Source organism: Streptomyces sp. NPDC053426 (genome assembly GCF_055585405.1).
On record NZ_JBVJKE010000015.1, the window covers coordinates 199,887 to 221,567 of the forward strand.

The window sequence follows — 21,681 nt, forward strand, 5'->3', positions numbered from 1 at the left end:
CAGGGGGTCGTGATCCGCTCAGACCCCCTGGGCTCGCCCCTTCGCCCCATCAACGACCAATCGCGGATGAATGAGATGAACACTTCGGACAGCGAGTTCGTGCGGCACAGCATCTGGGAACACGTCCCGGAGGCCCGTCCCTTCGTGACTGAGATCGAAGAGGAGGAATGGGAAACCACGAACGGCGAGTGCTCAGATCCCGGCATGTATTCCATGCTGAGTTATGGATTCGTGCACCCGGTGTTCCGACCCGCGCTGGAGGAATCGGCGAGGGAGACCCTCGTCCGTTCCGCCCGCCTGATAGAGGCACTCCTGGGGTCTGGACGTCCCCAGGTCATCGAACTCGTCAGCATCCGCGTCACGGATCAACTGCTGGGATTTCCCGAGCTCTGGGAGCGGTTCGCGAGCTACGCGGGCCCCCGTATGCGGTTCGAGGCAGATCTACGGCGCGAGTACTACCGCTGACAGCCGGGCCCGCGGCTGCGAGGTCCACTGACCGCCGGCCCGTGTCGGCATGTGCCGAAGGTGTCGAATTCCGCCGGGACACCCTCGGCGGAACAGTTCTCGTCGGGGAGATCAGAGCGTGAACACAGCCACGCCGCGTGGCCCTGAAGGCTGCTCGGTCTTCGGTGTCGCGGTGACCGCGGCCGTCCTCACCACCATGTGCTGGGGACTCACCGCGCTGCTGTCCGAGAACTTCGGGAACGACTGCCTCTTCTACTTCGGTGACACCGGACCGCGGGCCGAGCACTGTTACCTGGTCAACGACCGGGCGGAGACATGGCTCCCCTGGTTGGTGTCCGCCGCGTGGACGGGTGCGGTGCTGGTGCTCTGCCTGCCGCGCCGGTTTCTTCCGGGACGGCGCGCCACCGCCGGCGTCACCGTCGCCTGCCTGATCGTCGCCGCCGCGCTCGGGGGGCACGCCCTGGCTGTCTCCGGCCCATGAGCGGCCACCGGAACGATCCGGCACGGTTGCACACCGACGGCTGTGCCCAGGACTTCGACGTCCGGGGCTCCTACTCGTACTCGACCGAAGAGGGTGAGATGAGCACCCGTGCCATCCGGCGCACGGCCGCGGGCCTGCTCCCGGGCCTGCTGCCACTGCTGGCGGTCGCCGCGTGCGGTGAGGAACCGGAGAAGCACTTCCCGGGCGCCTTTCCGGGCACGCACACCGATGTGAGCGCGGACCGGGCGTTCCGTGACCACGGCCTCCAGGTGCCGGACTCCGTCTCCGGCAGCGGGCCGCGTCCGGCCTCCTCCGTCGAGGGGGGCGTCGTCGGTGTCGAGGTCTCCGACGAGGACCACGGGTGGGCCGGCGACGAAGCGGACCCGCGGTACCCGCGGGACCGGGACCACGCGGGGGTCGTCGCCCACCGGACCGGCACGGAACGCACGGTGTGTCCGCACACATGACCGGCGTGCGGACACTCGTGGATGCGGTGGTGGTCGCCTCGGTCGTCTCGGCCCTCGCGATCACCCCGCGTGTCCTGGCCCGCCGCCCCGCCCCGGTCGGGGCGGCGGGCCGCCGCGTCCTCTCGCCGGCCGTCTGGCTGGTGCTGGTGACCGGTCTGGTCTACGTCAACCAGGTGCTGTTCACGGTCTACGTGCTGCGCGTGCACGACGGTGATCCGTCGTTCATCGCGCGGTATCTCCCGGCCGGCTGGTTCGACCTGGCGTCGTCGAACCCCGCCCTGCGCACCATGGCCGAGCACTTCCCGGCGCCGGGCCTCCTCGCACCGAGCCTGCTGAGAGCGCAGGCCTTCCTGGAACTTCCCTTCGTCCTGCTGGCCTTCGCCACGGTGGTGCGGTGGCTGGACGCCGACCTGTACCGCCGGATCGCGCGCTCGGCCCTGCTGCCGTCGGCCTCGGTGTCGTACACGGCCGTGTTCTGCCTGGTCGAGTGGGACCTGCGCAACCCGTACACGGTCGACGACGTGCTGATCCGCGCGGTGTCGGCTGTCGTGACCCCCCTGTTCCTCGCGCGGACGGCCGCGCGCGACACGGCGACGACCCGGATGCCGGCCTCGGTACCGGGGCTGCTGGTGTTCATCGGTTCGCTGGGGGCGCTGGGCGCTCTGGTACTGGTCGTCTACGACACGGCGCTGCTGTACAGCCTGGGCCGCCTGGACGACCGTCTGCCGCTCGCCCTGACCGCGTCGGCCGCCCTGGTGGTGCTGCGCGCGGCCGCTTCCCGGGTGTCCGACCGGTCCGGCCCGACGCTGTCCTTCGTGGTGCACGCGCTGCGCCACTGGCTGCTGCTGTTCTTCGTACCGGCCCTGGCGATCCGCTACGGCCTGCTGTTCGGCACACCCCGACCGGCCCTGGCGGCAGGCGTCGTGACAGCCGCGGTGGCCTGCGTACGCGCGGCCCGCGAGGCGTCGGCCGGTGCCGGCCGGCGGCCCCGTGCGGTGGCCGGCCTGACGGCCCGCGCCGGCTGCGCGGTCCTCGCGGGAACCGCCGGCGCCACCGTGGCCCTCCGGCTCACCCCACCGTCGTACGCGGAAGTCGCCTTGCTGTCGGCCATGGGCGCCTTCCTGGTCACGGGTGTCGTGACGTGCGGCGTTCTCGACCATTCCCGGAAGGGTGCCGACAACGGCTGAACTGCGGTCTCCGGTGCTGTGGGACGACGAGCAGGCACCACGATCCGGGGCAGCGCCACGATCAAACGGAACGGCGACGGGATGAGCATGAACGCCACGCTTCACGCACTGGACCGGTACGGCTTCGACGCGGGTGCGGCGGACGACGAAGGACGGCTGCGGATCCGCCGGGCTTCCCGCCTCGCAGCAGCGGCCGTGGCCGTGCTCGTACTGGCGGGGTGCGGTCATCGGACCGGGTCGGCGGACGCCGCCGGGGCCCCGGAATCCCGGTCCGGGGGGATCGGTGAGCCCGGCATCCGGCAGGACGAGGACCTGGTGCGGAAGTACTTCCCCGAGCTGGGTGACTTCGATGCCGTGGAGTGGGCGGGGGAAGTCCTCGGCAAGGGCAGGTCATCGGTACCCGGTCCCTCGGACTTCCGGGTGTCCGGGGTCGTCCGGCTCGCGGACGCCGACGTGGCGAGGCTGAGCAAGGGCTACGCCTGGCAGGACGAGCCCGGTACGCCGGTGGTGCTCGGCACCGTCCGCCCACGTGTACCGGCAAGCGTCCAGTGGCAGACGAGTGAGGACTTCGTGACCGCCGTTACGCAAGGACGCTACTCCGCCACGTTCTACGCCGACTTCAAGCGGAAGTCGATCGTCTTCGACGCGGTCAACCCGGAGAAGAAGGCAGTGTAGGGCCGTCGGGACTCCTCTTGGGGTCCCCTTCCCTCCTCGGGGCGGAGGGGACCGCTCTCGTTCCCGACCGGGCGGACCGGGTCCGGGAAGACCGAGTCGTTCCTGGTGCCGGTGCTCGACGGCTGGCGCCCGGGGTGTTGCTCCATTGGAAGGAAACGCCCTGCTCAGGGCGCCCTCTCACGGCGATGCGCATACGCTGCCGGTAAAGGGAGGGGAAGGCCTGTGCCATTCCTGCCGAGGAGAGCCGATGGCTGAACGCGTCAAGGCTGAGAGCAGCCCACGTCGTCGAGGTTACAGAGAAGGTCTCGGCGGCGAGATGCTCGCCGAATTCCTGGGGACGTTCGTCCTGCTCCTGCTGGGCGCCGGGGCGGTGGCCGTCGCCGTCGTCGGTCTGCCCGGCTCGGGACGGCAATTCGTGGAATTCGGCCCGGCCAACTGGCTCATCATCGCGTGGGGCTGGGGCCTCGCCGTGGTGTTCGGTGTCTACGTGGCCGGCGGTGTCAGCGGCGCCCACATCAACCCCGCGGTGACGCTGGCCTTCGCCGTGCGCGGGAGCCTCCCCTGGCGGAAGGTCCTGCCGTACTGGCTGGCGCAGGTGGTGGGCGCCTTCGCCGCCGCCGCGCTCGTCTACGCGTGCTACCGGTGGGCCATCGACGCGGCCGACGCCAAGGCCGGAATCCCGCGGGACGAGTCGCTGGCGACCTACTCCATCTTCGCGACGTTCCCCGCCGAATACTTCGGTGATTCCTGGTGGGGCCCGCTGCTCGACCAGATCGTGGGAACGGGGATTCTGCTGCTGCTGATCTGCGCCGTCATCGACACCCGCAATACGGCTCCGGCGGCGAATCTCCACCCGTTCATCATCGGCCTGGTGGTCGTCGTGATCGGCCTGACCTTCGGCACCAACGCCGGGTACGCGATCAATCCCGCGCGTGATTTCGGACCCCGGCTGTTCACCTTCTTCGCGGGCTGGGGAGACATCGCCCTGCCCGGCACGTTCGGATGGTTCAGCGGCTACTGGTGGATCCCCATCGTCGGCCCGCTGATCGGCGGGATCGTCGGTGTCGGCGTGTACGACCTGCTCATCAAACCGGTGATCACCGCCAGGACGAGGGCGCTGGAGGAGCAGGAGAAAGGCCCGGCCACCGAGGAACCGTAGGTCCCCGGACCCTGCCGTCAGGACCCCGTCGTCAACCAGGAGGTGTCAGCGATGCCCGAATTCGTCGGCGCGGTGGACCAGGGGACCACCAGCACCCGCTTCATGATCTTCGACCACGCGGGGAACGAGGTGGCCAGGCACCAGCTCGAACACCAGCAGATCCTGCCCCGGTCCGGCTGGGTCGAGCACGACCCGGTGGAGATCTGGGAACGCACCAACACGGTGATCCAGAACGCCCTGCGCGACGGCGGCCTGACCGCCGCCGACCTGCGGGCCGTCGGCATCACCAACCAGCGCGAGACGACGGTGGTCTGGGACCCGCGCACCGGCCGCCCGTACTACAACGCCATCGTCTGGCAGGACACCCGCACCGACCGCATCGCCGCCGCTCTCGAGCGTGACGGTCACGGCGACACCATCCGCCACAAGGCCGGTCTGCCGCCGGCCACCTACTTCTCCGGCGGCAAGATCAAGTGGCTGCTGGAGAACGTGGACGGGCTGCGCGAGGCCGCCGAGGCGGGCCACGCCCTGTTCGGGAACACCGACGCCTGGGTGCTGTGGAACCTCACCGGCGGACCCAACGGCGGTGTGCACGCCACGGACGTGACCAACGCCAGCCGCACCATGCTGATGAACCTCGAGACCCTGGACTGGGACGACGAGCTGCTGGACGTCTTCGGCGTTCCGCGCCCGATGCTGCCGGACATCCACTCCTCGTCCGACCCCGAGGCGTTCGGCCAGGCCCGCACCTCCCGGCCGCTGGGCGCCGCCGTCCCGATCACCGGTGTGCTCGGCGACCAGCACGCGGCGACCGTGGGCCAGGTCTGCTTCTCCCCCGGCGAGGCCAAGAACACCTACGGCACCGGCAACTTCCTCGTGCTCAACACGGGTACGGAGCTGGTGCGCTCGCACAGCGGGCTGCTGACGACGGTGGCGTACCGGTTCGCGGGAAGCCCCGCGGTCTACGCCCTGGAGGGCTCCATCGCCGTCACCGGCGCGGCCGTGCAGTGGCTGCGCGACCAGTTGAAGATCATCGGGAGTGCCCCGGACAGCGAGCAGCTGGCGCGTACGGTGGAGGACAACGGCGGGATGTACTTCGTCCCCGCCTTCTCCGGTCTGTTCGCCCCCTACTGGCGTTCCGACGCACGCGGCGCCATGGTGGGGCTGGCCCGGTACAACACCGGCGGCCACATCGCCCGGGCCACACTGGAGGCCATCTGCTACCAGAGCCGCGACGTGGTCGAGGCCATGGAGCGGGACTCCGGTGTGCGCTTGGACGTGCTCAAGGTCGACGGCGGCGTCACCGCGAACGACCTGTGCATGCAGATCCAGGCCGATGTGCTGGGCGTGCCGGTCAGCCGTCCCGTGGTGGCCGAGACCACCGCGCTGGGCGCCGCCTACGCCGCCGGGCTCGCCGTGGGCTTCTGGCGCGACACCGACGAGCTGCGCACCCACTGGCAGGAGTCGAAGCGCTGGACCCCGCAGTGGAGCGAGGAACGGCGCCAGGAGGGCTACCAGGACTGGAAGCGGGCGGTGGAGCGGACCCTGGACTGGGTCAAGGTCAGCGACGACTGACACCGGCCGGGCGCCGTAACGGCCGGTGAGTGACGTACCGGCCGGTGGGTGACGGGTGCCGCGGTCAGCGGTCGGCGATGTCCTCGCGGAGGCCGTCGGAGAACTCCCACCACGACAGCGGAAGCCAGTCGCCGTTCACGAACCCGTCGACCGTGGCGCCACGGCCACGGACCGTCACCGTCGTGCCCGGGGGGTAGGTGGTGCCGGACAGCCCGGGCACCGCGACGAGCAGGGTCCCCAGCCGCTGCGCTGCCATGGCGGCCTCTTTCCGTTCTCGGTTACGGCATGCGTCGTCCGCGGATCGTCGGACGATATGCGTCCGGATATTACCGGCTTGCCCCGTCGGCCAGACCGGAGAACCATGAGAAATCGGTCACGCGGAACCATCGGGAGAGGCGCGCCACCGGACCCGTACGCCACCGAGTGGAGGTCGTAGCCATGAAGGCCGTCGTGTACAAGGGACCCTTCGAGGTCGCCGTCGAAGAAGTCGACGACCCCGCCGTCCAGCATCCGAACGACGTGATCGTCAAGGTCACCTCGACCGCGATCTGCGGTTCCGACCTGCACATGTACGAGGGTCGTACCGCCGCCGAGCCCGGCATCACCTTCGGTCACGAGAACATGGGCATCATCACGGAGGTCGGCCCGGGGGTCACCTCGCTCAAGGAGGGCGACCGTGTGGTCATGCCCTTCAACGTCGCCTGCGGATTCTGCCGGAACTGCGCCGAGGGGTTCACCGGATACTGCCTGACCGTCAACCCCGGGTTTCCCGGCGGCGCTTACGGCTATGTCGCGATGGGACCGTGGAAGGGCGGCCAGGCGGAATACCTGCGCGTTCCCTACGCCGACTTCAACTGCCTGAAACTGCCGCCGGGAAAGGAGCACGAGAACGACTTCGTGCTGCTCGCCGACATCTTCCCCACCGGCTACCACGGCTGTGAACTCGCCCAGGTCCGCCCCGGCGAGAGCGTCACCGTGTACGGCGCCGGACCGGTCGGTCTCATGGCCGCCTACTCGGCACTGCTGCGCGGCGCGAAGAAGGTCTTCGTCGTGGACCGGGTCCCCGAGCGGCTGCAGAAGGCCGAGGAGATCGGCGCGGTCCCGATCAACTTCGCCGAGGGCGACCCGGTGGAGCAGATCCACGAGCAGACCGGGGGCGTGGGCACCGACAAGGGCGTCGACGCGGTCGGCTACCAGGCCACGGCGGGCGGCACGGACCGCGAGGAACCGGCGACCGTCCTGAACTCGCTCATCCGCACGGTGCGCGCCACCGGAATGCTCGGCGTTCCCGGGCTCTACGTCCCGTCCGACCCCGGAGCCCCGGACGAGCAGTCCAAGCAGGGCATGCTCCTCGTCGCGGTCGGCAAGCTCTTCGAGAAGGGCCTGCGGCTGGGCACGGGGCAGTGCAACGTGAAGCGCTACAACCGGCAACTGCGCGACATGATCATCGAGGGCAGGGCGAAGCCCAGCTTCGTCGTCTCCCACGAACTGCCCCTGGACCAGGCGCCGTCGGCCTACGACAAGTTCGACAAGCGCATCGAGGGCTACACGAAGGTGGTGCTGCGCCCGTAGCCCCGGCGCCGCGGGAGCGATGCGGACACGGGGGCGGTACGGGCGGCGGGCCGGAAGGCGGTCGGCGTGCCGGTGCCGGAGGGCGGGGAGCCGGACCGGCTCCCCGCCCCCGAGTGGCGCGGGCACGGGAGTCGACGACCGGTCCGTCACCCCGGCCGGGGAGCGCGGCCCCGGAGGGCTCGCGCTGTGGACCTTCCGGGTCCACACGCCCGCGCACCGCTTCCACGAGCGGCACGGCTTCACGGCCGTGGAGCGGACGGCTCCGGGAACGAGGAGCGGAAGCCGGACGCGCGGTACGTGTGACGGCCCTGCGGCGTCAGGCCCGGGACCGGGCGTACCGGTACGTCGCCGCCACCGGCGCGTCGTGGTCGGCGCGGCGTCGCCGGCTCGTCGTAGTCAGCTCGTCGTAGTCGACCGTGGTCGTACGGGGCCGGTCTCCGGGTACCGGCTCGTCGGGGCACCGTACCGGCGTCGGCCGGGACCGTTCATCCCCTTCCCCCCTCGCTCAGTCCCGCCGCCCCGGCCGCCGTGCGCAGTACGTCGCGGAGCATCTCGGGGGTGAGGCGGCCGGTGAAGGTGTTGCGCTGGCTGACGTGGAAGCAGCCGAAGAGGTGGAGGCCGGGGCCGCCGGGGGCGTCCAGGGTGACGTGGGCGCCGTGCGCGAAGGCGGGCCGGGGCCGGGGCACGGTCCAGCCGGCCTCTGCGAACGCGGGCAGCGCGGCCTGCCAGCCGAAGGCCCCCAGCACGAGCGCGGCCCGTACCGTCGGCCGCAGCAGGCGCAGCTCCCGCACCAGCCAGGGCCGGCAGGTGTCCCGCTCCTCGGGGGTGGGCTTGTTGGCGGGCGGGGCGCAGTGCACGGGCGAGGTGACACGCACGCCGTACAGCTCCAGGCCGTCCCCGGCGTGGGTGGAGTCCGGCTGCGAGGCGAGCCCCACGTCGTACAGCGCCCGGTACAGCACGTCCCCGGAACGGTCCCCGGTGAACATCCGCCCGGTGCGGTTGCCGCCGTGCGCGGCGGGCGCCAGGCCGACGATCAGCAGCCGGGCGTCCGCCGGCCCGAATCCGGGCACCGGCCTCCCCCAGTACGTCCAGTCCGCGAACGCGGCCCGCTTGGTCCGGGCGACCTCCTCCCGCCAGCCGACCAGCCGTGGGCAGGCACGGCAGCCGGCGATGCGCTGGTCGAGCCGGTCGAGGCCACGGGAGTCCATGGCTCCACCGTAGGTGTTCGGGGCGGGCGAAAACCCCGCACCGTCGGCCGGGACCACGGGTTAAGGTCGGGACCATGGCTTCTGAGAGTGCCGAGGACCCCAAGGTCGCCGCCGCCGTGGCCGCCGCCGAGGCGGCCGGCCCGCCGAGTGGTGAGTCCGTACGGATCGACAGCTGGATCTGGTCGGTGCGGCTGGTCAAGACGCGGTCCCTCGGCGCCGCCGCCTGCAAGGGCGGGCACGTCCGGGTGAACGGCGAACGCGTGAAGCCCTCCCACTCCCTCCGTGTCGGTGACGAGGTACGGCTGCGGGCCGAGACCCGGGAGCGGATCGTCGTCGTCAAGCGGCTGATCCGCAAGCGGGTCGGCGCCCCGGTGGCCGTCCAGTGCTATGTCGACAACTCCCCGCCGCCCCCGCCCCGCGAGGCCGTCGCCCCCGCCGGCATCCGCGACCGCGGCACGGGCCGTCCCACCAAACGCGACCGCCGAGAGATGGAACGACTGCGCGGCCTGGGCGGCCCCGCCCCGTTCGGCGGATACGCGGGACCGGGCGGACCGGGCAACAGCGGTGACCCGGGCGCGGCGTCCGGCGGAACCGACAGGCGGCGTGGTGGATCCGCCGGACGCGAGACGGCCGGTGGACGCAAGACCCGTGGCAGAGGGGCCGGGGGCGCGGCACGACCGTGAACGCGGGACGCGTGATCAGGTGTCGGTCATCGGTACCGCCCTCACCCAGATCCTGTCCTCCGTCAGATACCGGTCCACCTTCAGGCCCGTCTCCGCCAGTGCCTCCTCGAACTGCTCCCTCGTCAGGGGGCGGGCGCGGAATGTCTGGGTCCAGGTCGCGTCCGGGAACACGTACTCCGCGTGGACCGAGTCGACGCCGTCGCCCACCGGCTCCGCCGACACGATCCGCACGGTGAAGCCGGCCGGGTCGACCCGCTCGCGCGGCACATTGGTGTGGTAGTCCTCGCCCTCCCGCTGGATCAGCACGCACCCGCCCTTCGCCAGATGCCGCGCACAGGTGCGCAGCAGGCCCCGCCGCACCTCCACGTCCCCCGCGTGCACCAGGAACGACGCGAGCAGCACCACGTCGAACGTCTCACCGAGGTCGACCCGCTCTATGGGGCCGCATATCGTCCGCGCCCCACGCACCCGCTCCAGCATCTCCGCGGACTCGTCCACCGCCGTGACCTCGAAGCCGCGCTCCAGCAGCGCGTGGGTCATCCGCCCTACGCCGCTGCCCAGCTCCAGGATCCGTGCCCCCGCCGGCACCGCGGCGGCGATGATGTCCGGCTCGTCCCCGACGGGCAGCCGCGCGTACAGCTCCACCGCGCAGCCGTCCGGGGTGATCGCCCCGGGACCCGTCCCCTCATGGCCCTCACGCATTCTCAGTTCCATGCCCGTGAAACGGCCGGCGTCCGCACGCCCGTTCCCCCTCCTCGCCGGTTCACCCGACCGAGTGACACGTGGTCCGGGAGGCGGTTCGGGGAACCCGGAACACGCGGGAGCGGCACGGACGGGGCGGACGGGGTGGTGATCGGGATGCGTACGGGCAGTGAGCCGGTGACCGCCCGCAGTGCTCTGCGGATGCGGTTCTGGCTGAGCGTGTGGGGCGTGGTCTGGACGGTGTCCGGGACCGTGGCGTTCGCGCTCGCGGGGCATCCGGGCTGGGCGCTCGCCTGCGGGCTGCTGTGGCTGCTCGTCACGGTCGACCTGGTCGTCGTCCTGCGGCACATCCGCCAGGGCCCGCATTACCAGCCGGGGCGCGACGTGCCCCCGTACCAGCCGCCGAGGGGCCGCCCGTAGCGCCGGCCGTCGCTCACTCGTCGAAGCGGGCCGCCTTCAGGTACTCCGGGTTCGGGTCCAGCGCGGCCGCCAGCCGGAAGTGGCGCTTGGCCGGGTGCGGGCGGCCCTGCCGCTGATAGGTGCGGGCGAGCGCGAAGTGGGCGAAGGCGTTGTCCGGCTCGCGCTCCAGCACGAGGGAGAACTCCAGCTCGGCGGGGCGGAGCTGGGCCGCCGCGAAGAAGGCGCGGGCGCGCAGCAGCCGCGCGGCGGTGTTCTCCGGATGGACGTCTATGACGCCGTCGAGCAGCTTCACCGCGCCCCTCGGGTCCCGGGAGGCGAGCAGGTGCTCGGCGGCACGGAAGTCGATGACATGCGTTTCCGGCGTACGTCCGGTCGAACCGCTGGTCTCGGGCACGGCGGAATCCTTCCCTCGCTGAACGGGTTCAACGCCCCGCCCGGCACCCGCTATTCCGGCTGGGAGGTCCGCGCCCGGCGGACGAGGCCGGCCCACACGTCCTTGACGCGCCGGTGCAGTTCGTCGAGGGGGACGTCGTTGTCGATGACGATGTCGGCGATCTCCCTGCGCTGCTCGCGGGTCGCCTGGGCGGCCATCCGCGCGCGCGCGTCCTCGGCCGTCATGCCGCGCCGGCCGACGAGCCGGTCGAGCTGGGTCTCCGGGCTCGCGTCGACGACGATCACGAGATCGTAGAGGGGGGCCAGGCCGTTCTCCGTGAGGAGGGGGACGTCGTGGACCACGACGGCGTCCTCGGCGGCGGCCTCCTCCAGCTCACGGGAGCGGGCGCCCACCAGGGGATGGACGATCGAGTTGAGGACGGCCAGCCTCTCCGGGTCGGCGAAGACGACAGAGCCCAGCTTGGGCCGGTCGAGCCTGCCGTCCTCGGTGAGGACCTCCGTACCGAAGGCGTCCACGACCGCCGCGAGGCCGGGCGTCCCCGGTTCGACGACCTCGCGCGCGATCCGGTCCGCGTCGATCAGCACGGCCCCGCACTCGACGAGCAGCCGCGACACCTCGCTCTTACCGGCACCGATCCCGCCGGTCAGGCCCACTTTCAGCATGGGGAGCAGCCTAGGGGGTGCCGGGAGCGCGTCAGCCGTCGCCCTCGCGCTCCGCCAGGAAGCGTTCGAACTCGCGGCCGATCTCGTCCGCCGACGGGATCTCCACCGGCTCGGCGAGCATGTTGCCCCGGCTCTCCGCGCCCGCCGCCGCGTCGTACTGGTGCTCGAGGCCCTGGACGAGGGCGGTGAGCTCGTCGTCGCCCTCCCGGATCTGGCGTTCGATCTCCGTCTGGGTGCGGTGGGCGTCGGTGCGCAGCGCGTGCGCGACGCCCGGCAGGACCAGTCCCGTCGCGGCCGTGATCGCCTCCAGGGCGGTCAGTGCCGCGTCCGGGTACGGGGAACGGGCGATGTAGTGCGGCACGTGCGCGGCGACGCCCAGGACGTCGTGCCCGGCCTGCATGAGCCGGTACTCGACGAGCGCCTCGGCGCTGCCCGGCACCTGTGCCTCGTCGAAGACGCTGCCGGCCACCGGGACGAGGTCGGCGCGGTTGCCGTGCGGGGTGAGGCCGACGGGCCGGGTGTGCGGGACGCCCATGGGGATGCCGTGGAAGTTCACCGACAGGCGCACGCCGAGCCGCTCCACGATCTGCTGGACGGCGGCGGCGAAGCGCTCCCACTCCACGTCCGGCTCCGGACCGGAGAGCAGCAGGAAGGGTGCTCCCGTGGCGTCCTGGACGAGGCGCACCTCGATGGCGGGCACCTCGTAGTCGCTCCACCGGTCGCGGGTGAAGGTCAGCAGCGGGCGGCGGGCGCGGTAGTCGACGAGCCGGTCGTGGTCGAACCGGGCGACGACCTGGTGGGGCAGCGAGTCGAGCAGCCGGTCGACGATCTGGTCCCCGGTCTCCCCCGCGTCGATGTATCCGTCGAAGTGGTAGAGCATGACAAGTCCGGCCGACTCCTGGGCCAGCGCCATGTCGACGACACCGAGCCCCTTCGGCTCCCACGCGTACAAACCCTGCGGATCAAGCACAGTGACCGCTCCTCCTCATGTCCGTACACCACAACATGGCACGCACCACTGACATTCCCCGGCAAGAACAACTCCCCGAGAAACGCGGGGATCTTCCCGTCGAGACCGCGGGCGACTCCCCGAGGGGCGCGGGGCTGTACCGACATGCGGCTCCGCCGCGTGGGCGCGAACCCCCACGGGGCGCGGCCCGGAACACAGCACTGAGGGGCCGTACCCCAAAAGGTACGGCCCCTCAGTCAACGGCTAAGCGTCAGCAGAGAGCGTCAGCTCTGCCCACCCGCCAGCTTCTCCCGCAGCGCGGCAAGCGCCTCGTCCGAAGCCAGCGCACCGGACTGGTCGCCGCCCTCGGAGGAGTACGAACCGCCACCGGACGCGACCGGAGCGGCGGCCTCGCCACCCTCGGCAGCGGCCTTCTCGTCCGCCTCGCGGGACTTGATGACCTGCGCCTGGTGCTGCTCGAAGCGCTGCTGCGCCTCGGCGTACTGGGTCTCCCACGCCTCGCGCTGGGTCTCGTAGCCCTCGAGCCAGTCGTTGGTCTCGGGGTCGAAGCCCTCGGGGTAGATGTAGTTGCCCTGGTCGTCGTAGGACGCGGCCATGCCGTACAGGGTCGGGTCGAACTCGACCGCCGACGGGTCGGCACCGAAGGCCTCGTTGGCCTGCTTCAGCGAGAGGCTGATGCGACGGCGCTCGAGGTCGATGTCGATGACCTTGACGAAGATCTCGTCGTTGACCTGGACGACCTGCTCCGGGATCTCCACGTGGCGCTCGGCCAGCTCGGAGATGTGGACCAGACCCTCGATGCCCTCGTCCACGCGGACGAACGCACCGAACGGAACCAGCTTCGTGACCTTGCCGGGCACGACCTGGCCGATCTGGTGGGTGCGGGCGAACTGCTGCCACGGGTCTTCCTGGGTCGCCTTCAGCGACAGGGAGACGCGCTCGCGGTCCATGTCGACGTCGAGGACCTCGACCGTGACCTCCTGGCCGACCTCGACGACCTCGGAGGGGTGGTCGATGTGCTTCCAGGACAGCTCGGAGACGTGGACCAGACCGTCGACGCCACCCAGGTCCACGAAGGCACCGAAGTTGACGATCGAGGAGACGACGCCGGAACGGACCTGACCCTTCTGGAGGGTGGTGAGGAACGTCTGGCGGACCTCGGACTGGGTCTGCTCCAGCCAGGCACGGCGGGACAGGACCACGTTGTTGCGGTTCTTGTCCAGCTCGATGATCTTCGCCTCGAGCTCCTTGCCCACGTAGGGCTGGAGGTCGCGGACGCGGCGCATCTCGACCAGGGAGGCCGGGAGGAAGCCGCGGAGGCCGATGTCGAGGATGAGACCACCCTTGACGACCTCGATGACGGTACCGGTGACGATGCCGTCCTCTTCCTTGATCTTCTCGATGGTGCCCCAGGCACGCTCGTACTGGGCGCGCTTCTTCGAGAGGATCAGGCGGCCTTCCTTGTCCTCCTTCTGGAGGACGAGGGCCTCGATCTCGTCACCGACGGCGACGACCTCGTTGGGGTCGACGTCGTGCTTGATCGAGAGCTCGCGGCTCGGGATGACACCTTCGGTCTTGTAACCGATGTCGAGCAGGACCTCGTCCCGGTCGACCTTCACGATGACGCCGTCGACGATGTCGCCGTCGTTGAAGTACTTGATCGTCTCGTCGATCGCGGCGAGGAACGCTTCCTCGTTACCGATGTCGTTGACCGCAACCTGCGGGGTGGTGGCGGTGGTCTCGGTGCTGCTCGTCATGTGGGAAAGGGCTCCGGTACGGACATTGAAGTCGTAGGTACTGCTACGCCGGAGCCCGTTTCGCTCTGCAGAAGCCGGACAGCCAAGGAAGCGCATCACCGTCCACCGGTGATGACACCTCGAGAACCGAGGGGACATACAACAGATGCGAGCGCAGCCTGCTACGTCTGAGGTGCGCAGGCTCGCAGCGCAACTTGTAGCATACGGGGGCTGCCGGGCATGGTCAATGCGCGAAGCCGCCCACCCGGGGCGGATCGCCGCATAACCGGCACAATTACGGTCTCCCGAGGCCACGCAGGGGTGATGAGACCCCTTCTGCGACACGCCGGGGACCGGCTGGTTGGACGGAAGAGTACGACGAGGGAGCCGATCATCCAAGAGCCCGAAGCGCCCGAACCGGAGGCGACCCGGCGGCAGGCCGGTGTCACGGAGAGCTCCCGCGCCAACCGGGGATGGTGGGACCGCAACGCGGACGAGTACCAGATCGAGCACGGCACGTTCCTCGGCGACGACCGCTTCGTGTGGGGGCCCGAGGGTCTGGACGAGGTGGAGGCGGAGCTGCTCGGCCCGCCGGAGGAGCTGAAGGGGCGGGACGTCCTGGAGCTGGGCGCCGGCGCGGCGCAGTGCTCGCGCTGGCTGGCCGCGCAGGGGGCGCGGCCGGTGGCGCTGGACATCTCGCACCGGCAGTTGCAGCACGCGCTGCGGATCGGCGGGCCGGTCCCGCTGGTGTGCGCCGACGCGGGGGCGCTGCCGTTCGCGGACGGCTCCTTCGACCTGGCCTGCTCGGCGTACGGGGCACTGCCCTTCGTGGCCGATCCGCGGCTGGTGCTGCGCGAGGTGCGGCGGGTGCTGCGGCCCGGCGGCCGGCTGGTCTTCTCGGTCACGCACCCGATCCGCTGGGCGTTCCCGGACGAGCCGGGACCGGAGGGGCTGAGCGTGTCCGCGTCGTACTTCGACCGCACGCCCTACGTCGAGCAGGACGAGCGGGGCCGCGCGGTGTACGTGGAGCACCACAGGACGCTCGGGGACCGCGTCCGTGACGTCGTCGCCTCGGGGTTCCGGCTGGTGGACCTGGTGGAGCCGGAGTGGCCGGCCTGGAACACCTCGGAGTGGGGCGGCTGGTCGCCGCTGCGCGGGAACCTGATCCCGGGGACGGCGATCTTCGTGTGCGTACGGGACTGAGCGCGTGATCCGTTACGACGCCCTGGACGCCCTTCCCGTACGCGAGGCCCTGCCGGGGCTGACCGACGCGCTCGACGCGCACGGCACCGCCGTGCTGGTGGCGCCGCCCGGCACCGGTAAGACGACGCTGGTGCCGCCGGCGCTGGCGGGGCTGCTCGGGGACGGGCCCGCGCGGCGGGTGGTGGTCGCCGAGCCGCGGCGGATCGCGGCCCGCGCGGCGGCCCGGCGGATGGCGTGGCTGCTGGGTGAGCGGGTCGGCGGATCGGTCGGTTTCACCGTGCGCGGGGAGCGGGCGGTGGGGCGGCACACGCGCGTGGAGGTCGTCACGACCGGTGTGCTCCTCCAGCGCCTCCAGCGCGACCAGGAGCTGTCCGGGGTGGACGTGGTGGTGCTCGACGAGTGCCACGAGCGGCATCTGGACGCGGACACGGCGGCGGCGTTCCTGTGGGACGTGCGCGAGACGCTGCGCCCGGAGCTGCGCCTGGTGGCCGCGTCGGCGACGACGGACGCGGAGGGCTGGGCGCGGCTGCTGGGGGACGCGCCGGTGGTCCAGGCGCGCGGTGCCGCGTTCCCGGTGGACGTGGTGTGGGCGCCGCCCGCGCGTGCGGTACGGCCGCCGCACGGGACGCGGGTCGATCCGGCGCTGCTGAGGCACGTGGCGTCGGTGGTGCGGCGGGCGCTGGCGGAGCGGGACGGGGACGTGCTGGTGTTCCTGCCGGGGGTCGGCGAGATCGCCCGGGTGGCCGGGCAGCTCGGGGGCCTCGGGGACGTCGACGTGCTCCAGGTGCACGGGCGGGCGCCGGCCGCCGTGCAGGACGCGGTGCTGTCCGCCGGGGAGCGGCGCCGGGTGGTGCTGGCGACCTCGGTCGCGGAGTCGTCGCTGACGGTTCCCGGGGTGCGGGTGGTGGTGGACTCCGGGCTGGCGCGCGAACCGCGCGTGGACCACGCGCGGGGGCTCAGCGCGCTGACGACGGTACGGGCCTCCCGCGCGGCGGGGCTCCAGCGGGCGGGGCGGGCCGGGCGTGAGGCGCCGGGGGCGGTGTACCGGTGCTGGGCGGAGGCGGAGGACGCGCGGCTGCCGCGGTTCCCCTCCCCCGAGATCAAGGTGGCCGACCTGACGGCGTTCGCGCTCCAGGCGGCCTGCTGGGGCGATCCGGACGCCTCGGGGCTGGCGCTGCTGGATCCCCCGCCGGGCGGGGCGATGGCGGCGGCCCGCTCCGTCCTGACGGCGATCGGCGCGGTGGGCCCCGACGGGCGGGCCGGCGAGCGCGGGGCACGGCTGGCCCGCCTGGGCCTGCACCCGCGTCTGGGCCGCGCCCTGCTGGACGCGGCACCGGTGGTGGGCCCGGACCTCGCGGCCGAGGTGGTCGCCCTGATCAGCGAGGAACCGCCGCGCGAGTACGGCGACGACCTCACCGCCGCGCTGCGGACCGCCCAGCACGGGGGCGACGCGTACGCCGCGCGGTGGCGCAAGGAGGTCGGCCGCCTCCGCGGGCTCGTGTCCGAGCCCACGCGGCCCTCCCCGCCGGCACCGGCGGACCGGTCCGGCACCCGTGCCGTCGCCGTCCGGCCCCCGGGGCGGGCGGCAGGGGGCGGCGCACCGCCCACCGCGCAGACGGCCGACAGGGACGACACTCGGGCCATCGGCGCACCGGACACGCCCGCACCGGGTTCCCCACGGCCGGCGGCCGACGGGAACGGCGGCGCGGGCACGCCCGTCCCGGACGCTCCGCGGGGGTCGGGCGGTGGGACGGCGGTGTCGCGGACGGCTGAGGGCCCTCGGCCCTCGCGGGGGGACGGAGCCGGCTTCCGGCCCGTGGCCGGGGGCGGGGAGGACGGGCGGGTCGGACTCGTTGTCGCGCTGGCCTTTCCCGAGCGGGTGGCCCGCGCGGAGGGCGGTTCGTATCTGATGGTGGGTGGGACGCGGGCCGAGGTGGGGGCCGGGTCGCGGTTGCGGGGGGCCGAGTGGCTCGCCGTCGCCGTGGCCGATCGGCCCGTGGGGCGCGGGCACGCGCGCGTGCAGCTCGGGGGTGTCGTCGACGAAGCGGTCGCGCGGGTCGCGGCCGGGGCGTTGCTGGAGCACCGGGAGGAAGTGGGCTGGGGCGACGGGGACGTCGTCGCGCGGCGGGTCGAGCGGCTCGGGGCCGTGGAGGTGGCCGTGCGGGCGTATGCCGACGCCGACCCCTCGCTCGTACGGGACGCGCTGCTGGACGGGCTGCGGCGGGAGGGGTTCGGGCTGCTGCGGTGGCCGGCCGGGGCCGTCGTGCTGCGGCAGCGGCTGGCGTTCCTGCACGGCCGGCTCGGCGCGCCGTGGCCCGATGTCTCCGACGAGGCGCTGCACGCGCGCGTGACGGAGTGGCTGGAACCGGAACTGGGCCGGGCCCGGCGACGGGCCGATCTCGCGCGGATCGACGCCGGGCAGGCGCTCGCGCGGCTGCTGCCCTGGGCCTCCGGCGAGGCCGTACGGCTCGACGAGCTCGCCCCCGAACGGATCACCGTGCCCAGTGGGTCCGGAATCCGGATCGACTACTCCGACCCGGAGCGGCCGGTGCTCGCCGTGAAGCTGCAGGAGATGTTCGGGCTCCAGGAGTCGCCGCGGGTGGCCGGGGTGCCGCTGCTGGTGCATCTGCTGTCCCCGGCCGGGCGGCCCGCCGCCGTGACCGCCGACCTCGCCTCGTTCTGGCGGGACGGCTACAGGGGCGTACGGGCCGAACTGCGCGGGCGCTACCCCAAGCACCCCTGGCCGGAGGATCCGGCCACCGCCGAGCCGACCCGGCACACCAACGCGCGGCTCAGGCGGTGATCCGTTCGTTCCGTTCCGGTTCCGTCAGGCGGTGGGGCTCGCCGACGGGCTGCCCGACGGGTCCGGAGTCTCCGTCTCGGCCGGAGGCTCCGTCTCGGCCGGCGCCGCCGCCACGGTCAGCTCGATCGTGACGGTCGCCCCGCCCGCGGTGGTGACGCGGAGCAGGAACGTGCCCTCGGTGCCGTCCGCGTAGAGCTGAGGCAGCTTCAGCAGGCCGTCCGCGTCCGTCGTCAGACCGCTCAGGGTGCGTACGGCCTTGCCGTCGGCGTCCTTGAAGTAGGGGCCCTTGTCGTTCTCGGTCGGGTCCTCGGCCGACTTGACGATCGTCGCGGTGGCGGCGACCTTGTCGGCGACGGCACCCTCGTACGTGGCCTTCAGCTCGACCGCGTCCGCGAACTCGCCGCCCGGCGTGCAGGTCAGCTCCTTCGTACCGGTGCGGACGAGGGTGTCGGCTGCGCGCTCGGTGACCGTCGCCCGGTAGGTGACGCCCTTGACCGTCCGGCCGACCACGGTGGCCTGGACGATGACGGAACCGGTCTTCTCGCCCGCCCGGAGCGCGGGGGCCACGGCGACGCCCGAGCTGTCGGTGAGGACGGTGGCCACGCTCTCGCCGCCGGTGAAGGTGGTGTCGGTGTCGCTGATGACGGTGAAGCGGATCCGCACCTTGGCCACGGCCTTGCCGGCGTCCGTCTCCGCGCGGGCGCTCATCCGCTCGGTGAACGCGTCGCCCGCCATCGCGGTGAACTGCGCGGTACCGGCGTTCTCCAGGTGGTCCACCGTGTCGGTGGGGGTGGGCGGGGTGGTGGGCGGCGGGGTGGTGGTGGGCGGCGGCGTGTTCGGGGTGCCGGAGTCGGCCGGCTTCTCCGGCTTCGGGCTGGGCTTCGGCGACGGCGACGCGCTCGGCGGCGTGCTCGGCGCCGTCGGGGAGGGACGCACCGTGCCGGTGCTGTCGCTGCGGTCCCTGGGCAGCGTGCCGGTGCCGTCGGGGATCTCGTGCGTGCCCCTGCGGTAGTACTCCAGCCACGACATGACGGTGTTCAGGTACTCCGTCGACTGGTTGTAGCTGAGGATCGCCCGGTCGAGGTCCCGCTGGTCGGACAGGTCCCAGCCGAAGCGGCACAGGTAGTGGCCGGCGGCGAGGGCGGCGTCGTAGATGTTGTTGGGGTCCTCACGGCCGTCGCCGTTGCCGTCGCGGCCCGCCCACTCCCAGGTGGAGGGGATGAACTGCATGGGGCCGACGGCCTGGTCGTAGGAGCTGTTGCCGTCGTAGGCACCGTCGTCGGTGTCCTTGATGAGGGCGAAGCCGTTGCCGTCGAGCTGGGGGCCGAGGATGGGCGAGAGGGTGGTGCCGTCGGCGTCGACGCGTCCGCCGCGGGCCTGACCGGACTCCACCTTGCCGATGGCGGCGAGGAGTTGCCAGGGCAGGTTGCAGCCGGGCTTCTTCTCGCGCAGGGTCGCCTCGGCCCGCTTGTAGGCGTCGAGGACCGTCGCCGGTATGCCGGCCTCGGTCACGCCGGACGTGTCCGTTCCGGTGCTCGCGGACGGGGCGGGGTTGGGGCTGTTGAGCGGCGGCAGGTCCGTGTAGTACGGCGAGTTGCCGGTCGCGCCGGCGTCGGCGGCCTCCTCGGGCGAGGGCATGGCGTCCGAGGTGGTCTGCCCTCCCTGGCCGTCGGTCGTCGCGCCGGGGGCCTGGGACGCGGCCAGGGCCGCCACCGCCGCCGCGGCGACGGCGGTGGTCGTCACTCCCTTGCGCAGCCTCCTGCCGAATTGCGCCGCCATAGAGTGAGCCCCTCCCGTGAACGCCGTGACGTCCGTCAGCCTGTGTTGTGTTCGCCCTGTTGTGACGATCCAACCGCCCCGCTGGTTGCCCTCCTGTGGGCATCCGGCACGACGGCCCTCGCGACCCTACGACAACTTCCTTTGCCCGGACACCTGTTCATGCCCGATATTCACCGGTTCACCACGTTCCCGTGGGCGGAGGCCGGTGCGGGGCGTCCCGCATACTGGGGCCTGCCGATCATGTGGGTCCGCGGGCCCGGTCAACCACTGCCACGAGGAGCCGCGTTGCCGTTCACGCTGAGCCATGCGGCGGCGGTGCTGCCCGCCGTGCGCACGGACGGGAGCGGGCGGGGCCCCCTGGTTCCCGCCGTACTGGTCGCGGGCAGCTTCGCGCCCGACATGACCTATTACGCGGCGAGTGTCCTGTCCGGGGCGATGGAGTTCGGTGACGTCACCCATGCGTTCTGGGGTGTGTTCACGGTCGACGTGCTCATCGCCTGGGCGCTGGTGGGGCTGTGGCTGCTGGTGCGCGAACCGCTGGTGGCGCTGTTGCCACGGGCCCGGCAGGGGCGGGCGGCGGCGCTGCTGCGCTGCGGGGCGCCGCGTGCGCGGACACGGCCGTCGCTGGTGGCGCGCTGGTACGTCTCGGCCGTGGTGGGGGCGTCGACGCATGTGGTCTGGGACGCGTTCACGCACCTCGACCGGTGGGGAACGCGGGTGTTTCCCGTGCTGGGCGAGAAGGTGGCGGGGTCGCCGCTGTACTGGTACCTGCAGTACGGCGGTTCGGCGGTGGCCGCGGTCGTCATCGCGCTGTTCGTGGCGCGGGCGCTGCGGCGGACGTCCCCGGGGAGCGAGGCGGTGGGGGTGCCCGTGCTGTCCGCCGGGGACCGGTGGTGGGCCGTCGCGCTGCTCGGCGGGTGCGCGGTGGTGGCCGCGGTGCAGCGGGCCTCGCGGTGGTGGGCCTACTGGGGCTCGACCGCGAAGCCCTGGGAACTGATTCCGACGGTGTGCTTCGGGGTGGGCGCGGGGCTGGTCCTCGCACTGCCGCTGTACGCGGTGGCCGTCAGGGTGTGGCGTCCGGCCACGGGGGTCCCTGCGAGCGCCGGTACGCGGCGGCCGGACCGTACGGGCGCACGCTGAGGGTGTCGCTCGCCGCGACGAACACGGTGACGGTGCGGACCGGGCGGGGCCGGGGCAGCAGGGTGAGCACGAGGGTGAGGTAGGCGCGGGCCAGCTCGGCCCACAGCCGCCACGGCGGCTGCTCGCCCACGGGGGCCCCGGCGGTGGGGGTGCGGGCGGTCCGCCGGCGGCCGTCGGCGATACGGCGGCCGAGGTCCGCCGTGGCGCTGCGCAGCGCGGTCGCGAGGGTGGCGGGGGTGCGGGCGGTACTTGCGGAGGCCGCGAAGACCGGGACCGGCGGAGACAGTGTGTGTCCGCCGGGGCGCGGGGGTGCGTTGCCTGCCGCTGTGCGGTGAAGCATGCGTATACCCATGCATGGCATGGTGTCCGCCCCTGCGGGCGGGGGCTTTCCCGCAGGGGC

22 protein-coding genes are annotated in these 21,681 nt (G+C 72.4%); 13 read left to right on the forward strand and 9 right to left on the reverse strand.

Translation table 11 applies throughout. From position 1 onward, the window contains the following. The first annotated feature begins 66 nt into the window (after positions 1 to 66). The 7 genes from ACZ62B_RS28490 (at position 67) to glpK (ending at position 6,009) form a co-directional block, all read left to right on the forward strand. Positions 67 to 465 (forward strand): hypothetical protein, encoded by a 399-nt coding sequence (locus tag ACZ62B_RS28490; protein WP_468721313.1) that lies wholly within the window; start codon positions 67 to 69, stop codon positions 463 to 465. Positions 466 to 583: 118 nt separating this feature from the next. Next, positions 584 to 946: a hypothetical protein gene (locus ACZ62B_RS28495; protein WP_344555771.1), complete on the forward strand. Its 363-nt coding sequence runs from the start codon at positions 584 to 586 to the stop codon at positions 944 to 946. Next, complete coding sequence (locus ACZ62B_RS28500) at positions 943 to 1,413, forward strand: hypothetical protein (RefSeq protein WP_469692579.1); 471 nt, start codon at positions 943 to 945, stop codon at positions 1,411 to 1,413. The genes ACZ62B_RS28495 and ACZ62B_RS28500 overlap by 4 nt, the downstream gene beginning before the upstream one ends. Further along, on the forward strand, positions 1,398 to 2,600 hold the full coding sequence (locus tag ACZ62B_RS28505; protein WP_469692581.1) for a hypothetical protein: 1,203 nt from the start codon (positions 1,398 to 1,400) through the stop codon (positions 2,598 to 2,600). The genes ACZ62B_RS28500 and ACZ62B_RS28505 overlap by 16 nt, the downstream gene beginning before the upstream one ends. 87 nt (positions 2,601 to 2,687) lie before the next feature. Further along, positions 2,688 to 3,275 (forward strand): hypothetical protein, encoded by a 588-nt coding sequence (locus ACZ62B_RS28510; protein WP_468721308.1) that lies wholly within the window; start codon positions 2,688 to 2,690, stop codon positions 3,273 to 3,275. 316 nt (positions 3,276 to 3,591) lie between these two features. Continuing rightward, on the forward strand, positions 3,592 to 4,434 hold the full coding sequence (locus ACZ62B_RS28515) for an MIP/aquaporin family protein (protein ID WP_469692583.1): 843 nt from the start codon (positions 3,592 to 3,594) through the stop codon (positions 4,432 to 4,434). A gap of 51 nt (positions 4,435 to 4,485) precedes the next feature. Next, positions 4,486 to 6,009 carry a glycerol kinase GlpK gene (gene glpK, locus ACZ62B_RS28520; protein ID WP_469692585.1) on the forward strand — a complete coding sequence of 508 codons (1,524 nt, stop codon included), beginning with the start codon at positions 4,486 to 4,488 and terminating at the stop codon, positions 6,007 to 6,009. A gap of 64 nt (positions 6,010 to 6,073) precedes the next feature. Here the strand turns inward: glpK and ACZ62B_RS28525 are convergent, their stop codons facing one another. After that, a complete protein-coding gene (locus tag ACZ62B_RS28525) occupies positions 6,074 to 6,265 on the reverse strand; it encodes a hypothetical protein (RefSeq protein WP_030858776.1) in 192 nt (63 codons plus the stop codon). Positions 6,266 to 6,447: 182 nt separating this feature from the next. On the opposite strand from ACZ62B_RS28525, the gene ACZ62B_RS28530 reads away from it, so the two are divergent. After that, a complete protein-coding gene (locus ACZ62B_RS28530) occupies positions 6,448 to 7,581 on the forward strand; it encodes a glutathione-independent formaldehyde dehydrogenase (RefSeq protein ID WP_344555786.1) in 1,134 nt (377 codons plus the stop codon). 485 nt (positions 7,582 to 8,066) lie between these two features. On the opposite strand, the gene ACZ62B_RS28535 is transcribed toward ACZ62B_RS28530, so the two are convergent. Then, positions 8,067 to 8,789 (reverse strand): uracil-DNA glycosylase, encoded by a 723-nt coding sequence (locus tag ACZ62B_RS28535; protein WP_469692588.1) that lies wholly within the window; start codon positions 8,787 to 8,789, stop codon positions 8,067 to 8,069. 74 nt (positions 8,790 to 8,863) lie between these two features. Between ACZ62B_RS28535 and ACZ62B_RS28540 the strand changes: the two genes are divergently transcribed. Further along, entirely contained in the window at positions 8,864 to 9,472 is a 609-nt protein-coding gene (locus ACZ62B_RS28540) for an RNA-binding S4 domain-containing protein (RefSeq protein WP_469692590.1), read from the forward strand. Between the two features lie 15 nt (positions 9,473 to 9,487). Here the strand turns inward: ACZ62B_RS28540 and ACZ62B_RS28545 are convergent, their stop codons facing one another. After that, positions 9,488 to 10,174, reverse strand: coding sequence for a class I SAM-dependent methyltransferase (locus tag ACZ62B_RS28545; RefSeq protein ID WP_468721300.1), 687 nt, complete (start codon positions 10,172 to 10,174; stop codon positions 9,488 to 9,490). Positions 10,175 to 10,330: 156 nt separating this feature from the next. On the opposite strand from ACZ62B_RS28545, the gene ACZ62B_RS28550 reads away from it, so the two are divergent. Then, the gene (locus tag ACZ62B_RS28550; protein ID WP_344555793.1) at positions 10,331 to 10,594 is read left to right on the forward strand and encodes a DUF6343 family protein; all 264 of its coding nucleotides are present in this window, start codon (positions 10,331 to 10,333) and stop codon (positions 10,592 to 10,594) included. Between the two features lie 13 nt (positions 10,595 to 10,607). On the opposite strand, the gene ACZ62B_RS28555 is transcribed toward ACZ62B_RS28550, so the two are convergent. From ACZ62B_RS28555 to rpsA, 4 genes are all read right to left on the reverse strand, one after another. After that, positions 10,608 to 10,988 (reverse strand): tetratricopeptide repeat protein, encoded by a 381-nt coding sequence (locus ACZ62B_RS28555; RefSeq protein ID WP_030858785.1) that lies wholly within the window; start codon positions 10,986 to 10,988, stop codon positions 10,608 to 10,610. Positions 10,989 to 11,038: 50 nt separating this feature from the next. Then, the gene (gene coaE, locus ACZ62B_RS28560) at positions 11,039 to 11,650 is read right to left on the reverse strand and encodes a dephospho-CoA kinase (protein ID WP_469692593.1); all 612 of its coding nucleotides are present in this window, start codon (positions 11,648 to 11,650) and stop codon (positions 11,039 to 11,041) included. A 31-nt stretch (positions 11,651 to 11,681) separates the two neighbouring features. Continuing rightward, positions 11,682 to 12,620 (reverse strand): PAC2 family protein, encoded by a 939-nt coding sequence (locus ACZ62B_RS28565; protein WP_344555796.1) that lies wholly within the window; start codon positions 12,618 to 12,620, stop codon positions 11,682 to 11,684. Positions 12,621 to 12,883: 263 nt separating this feature from the next. Then, positions 12,884 to 14,377 carry a 30S ribosomal protein S1 gene (gene rpsA / locus ACZ62B_RS28570; protein ID WP_073936493.1) on the reverse strand — a complete coding sequence of 498 codons (1,494 nt, stop codon included), beginning with the start codon at positions 14,375 to 14,377 and terminating at the stop codon, positions 12,884 to 12,886. A gap of 303 nt (positions 14,378 to 14,680) precedes the next feature. Between rpsA and ACZ62B_RS28575 the strand changes: the two genes are divergently transcribed. Together ACZ62B_RS28575 and ACZ62B_RS28580 are read left to right on the forward strand one after the other, a co-directional pair. Continuing rightward, the gene (locus ACZ62B_RS28575; RefSeq protein WP_469692596.1) at positions 14,681 to 15,559 is read left to right on the forward strand and encodes a class I SAM-dependent methyltransferase; all 879 of its coding nucleotides are present in this window, start codon (positions 14,681 to 14,683) and stop codon (positions 15,557 to 15,559) included. Between the two features lie 4 nt (positions 15,560 to 15,563). Further along, on the forward strand, positions 15,564 to 18,362 hold the full coding sequence (locus ACZ62B_RS28580) for an ATP-dependent RNA helicase (protein WP_469692598.1): 2,799 nt from the start codon (positions 15,564 to 15,566) through the stop codon (positions 18,360 to 18,362). A 24-nt stretch (positions 18,363 to 18,386) separates the two neighbouring features. On the opposite strand, the gene ACZ62B_RS28585 is transcribed toward ACZ62B_RS28580, so the two are convergent. Next, entirely contained in the window at positions 18,387 to 20,141 is a 1,755-nt protein-coding gene (locus tag ACZ62B_RS28585; protein WP_469692600.1) for a lytic transglycosylase domain-containing protein, read from the reverse strand. 285 nt (positions 20,142 to 20,426) lie between these two features. Between ACZ62B_RS28585 and ACZ62B_RS28590 the strand changes: the two genes are divergently transcribed. Next, entirely contained in the window at positions 20,427 to 21,281 is an 855-nt protein-coding gene (locus tag ACZ62B_RS28590; RefSeq protein WP_468721290.1) for a DUF4184 family protein, read from the forward strand. Here the strand turns inward: ACZ62B_RS28590 and ACZ62B_RS28595 are convergent. Then, positions 21,205 to 21,633, reverse strand: coding sequence for a hypothetical protein (locus tag ACZ62B_RS28595; protein WP_344555805.1), 429 nt, complete (start codon positions 21,631 to 21,633; stop codon positions 21,205 to 21,207). The genes ACZ62B_RS28590 and ACZ62B_RS28595 overlap by 77 nt on opposite strands. Positions 21,634 to 21,681: the final 48 nt, after the last annotated feature.

Excerpts from the sequence above, each read along its gene's own strand:
- ACZ62B_RS28490 (WP_468721313.1), top strand. The coding sequence starts at position 67 with ATGAATGAGATGAACACTTCGGACAGCGAGTTCGTGCGGCACAGCATC.
- ACZ62B_RS28500 (WP_469692579.1), top strand. The coding sequence starts at position 943 with ATGAGCGGCCACCGGAACGATCCGGCACGGTTGCACACCGACGGCTGT.
- ACZ62B_RS28510 (WP_468721308.1), top strand. The coding sequence starts at position 2,688 with ATGAACGCCACGCTTCACGCACTGGACCGGTACGGCTTCGACGCGGGT.
- ACZ62B_RS28515 (WP_469692583.1), top strand. The coding sequence starts at position 3,592 with ATGCTCGCCGAATTCCTGGGGACGTTCGTCCTGCTCCTGCTGGGCGCC.
- glpK (WP_469692585.1), top strand. The coding sequence starts at position 4,486 with ATGCCCGAATTCGTCGGCGCGGTGGACCAGGGGACCACCAGCACCCGC.
- ACZ62B_RS28525 (WP_030858776.1), bottom strand. The coding sequence starts at position 6,265 with ATGGCAGCGCAGCGGCTGGGGACCCTGCTCGTCGCGGTGCCCGGGCTG.
- ACZ62B_RS28530 (WP_344555786.1), top strand. The coding sequence starts at position 6,448 with ATGAAGGCCGTCGTGTACAAGGGACCCTTCGAGGTCGCCGTCGAAGAA.
- ACZ62B_RS28535 (WP_469692588.1), bottom strand. The coding sequence starts at position 8,789 with ATGGACTCCCGTGGCCTCGACCGGCTCGACCAGCGCATCGCCGGCTGC.
- ACZ62B_RS28540 (WP_469692590.1), top strand. The coding sequence starts at position 8,864 with ATGGCTTCTGAGAGTGCCGAGGACCCCAAGGTCGCCGCCGCCGTGGCC.
- ACZ62B_RS28545 (WP_468721300.1), bottom strand. The coding sequence starts at position 10,174 with ATGCGTGAGGGCCATGAGGGGACGGGTCCCGGGGCGATCACCCCGGAC.
- ACZ62B_RS28550 (WP_344555793.1), top strand. The coding sequence starts at position 10,331 with ATGCGTACGGGCAGTGAGCCGGTGACCGCCCGCAGTGCTCTGCGGATG.
- coaE (WP_469692593.1), bottom strand. The coding sequence starts at position 11,650 with ATGCTGAAAGTGGGCCTGACCGGCGGGATCGGTGCCGGTAAGAGCGAG.
- rpsA (WP_073936493.1), bottom strand. The coding sequence starts at position 14,377 with ATGACGAGCAGCACCGAGACCACCGCCACCACCCCGCAGGTTGCGGTC.
- ACZ62B_RS28575 (WP_469692596.1), top strand. The coding sequence starts at position 14,681 with ATGAGACCCCTTCTGCGACACGCCGGGGACCGGCTGGTTGGACGGAAG.
- ACZ62B_RS28585 (WP_469692600.1), bottom strand. The coding sequence starts at position 20,141 with ATGGCGGCGCAATTCGGCAGGAGGCTGCGCAAGGGAGTGACGACCACC.
- ACZ62B_RS28595 (WP_344555805.1), bottom strand. The coding sequence starts at position 21,633 with ATGGGTATACGCATGCTTCACCGCACAGCGGCAGGCAACGCACCCCCG.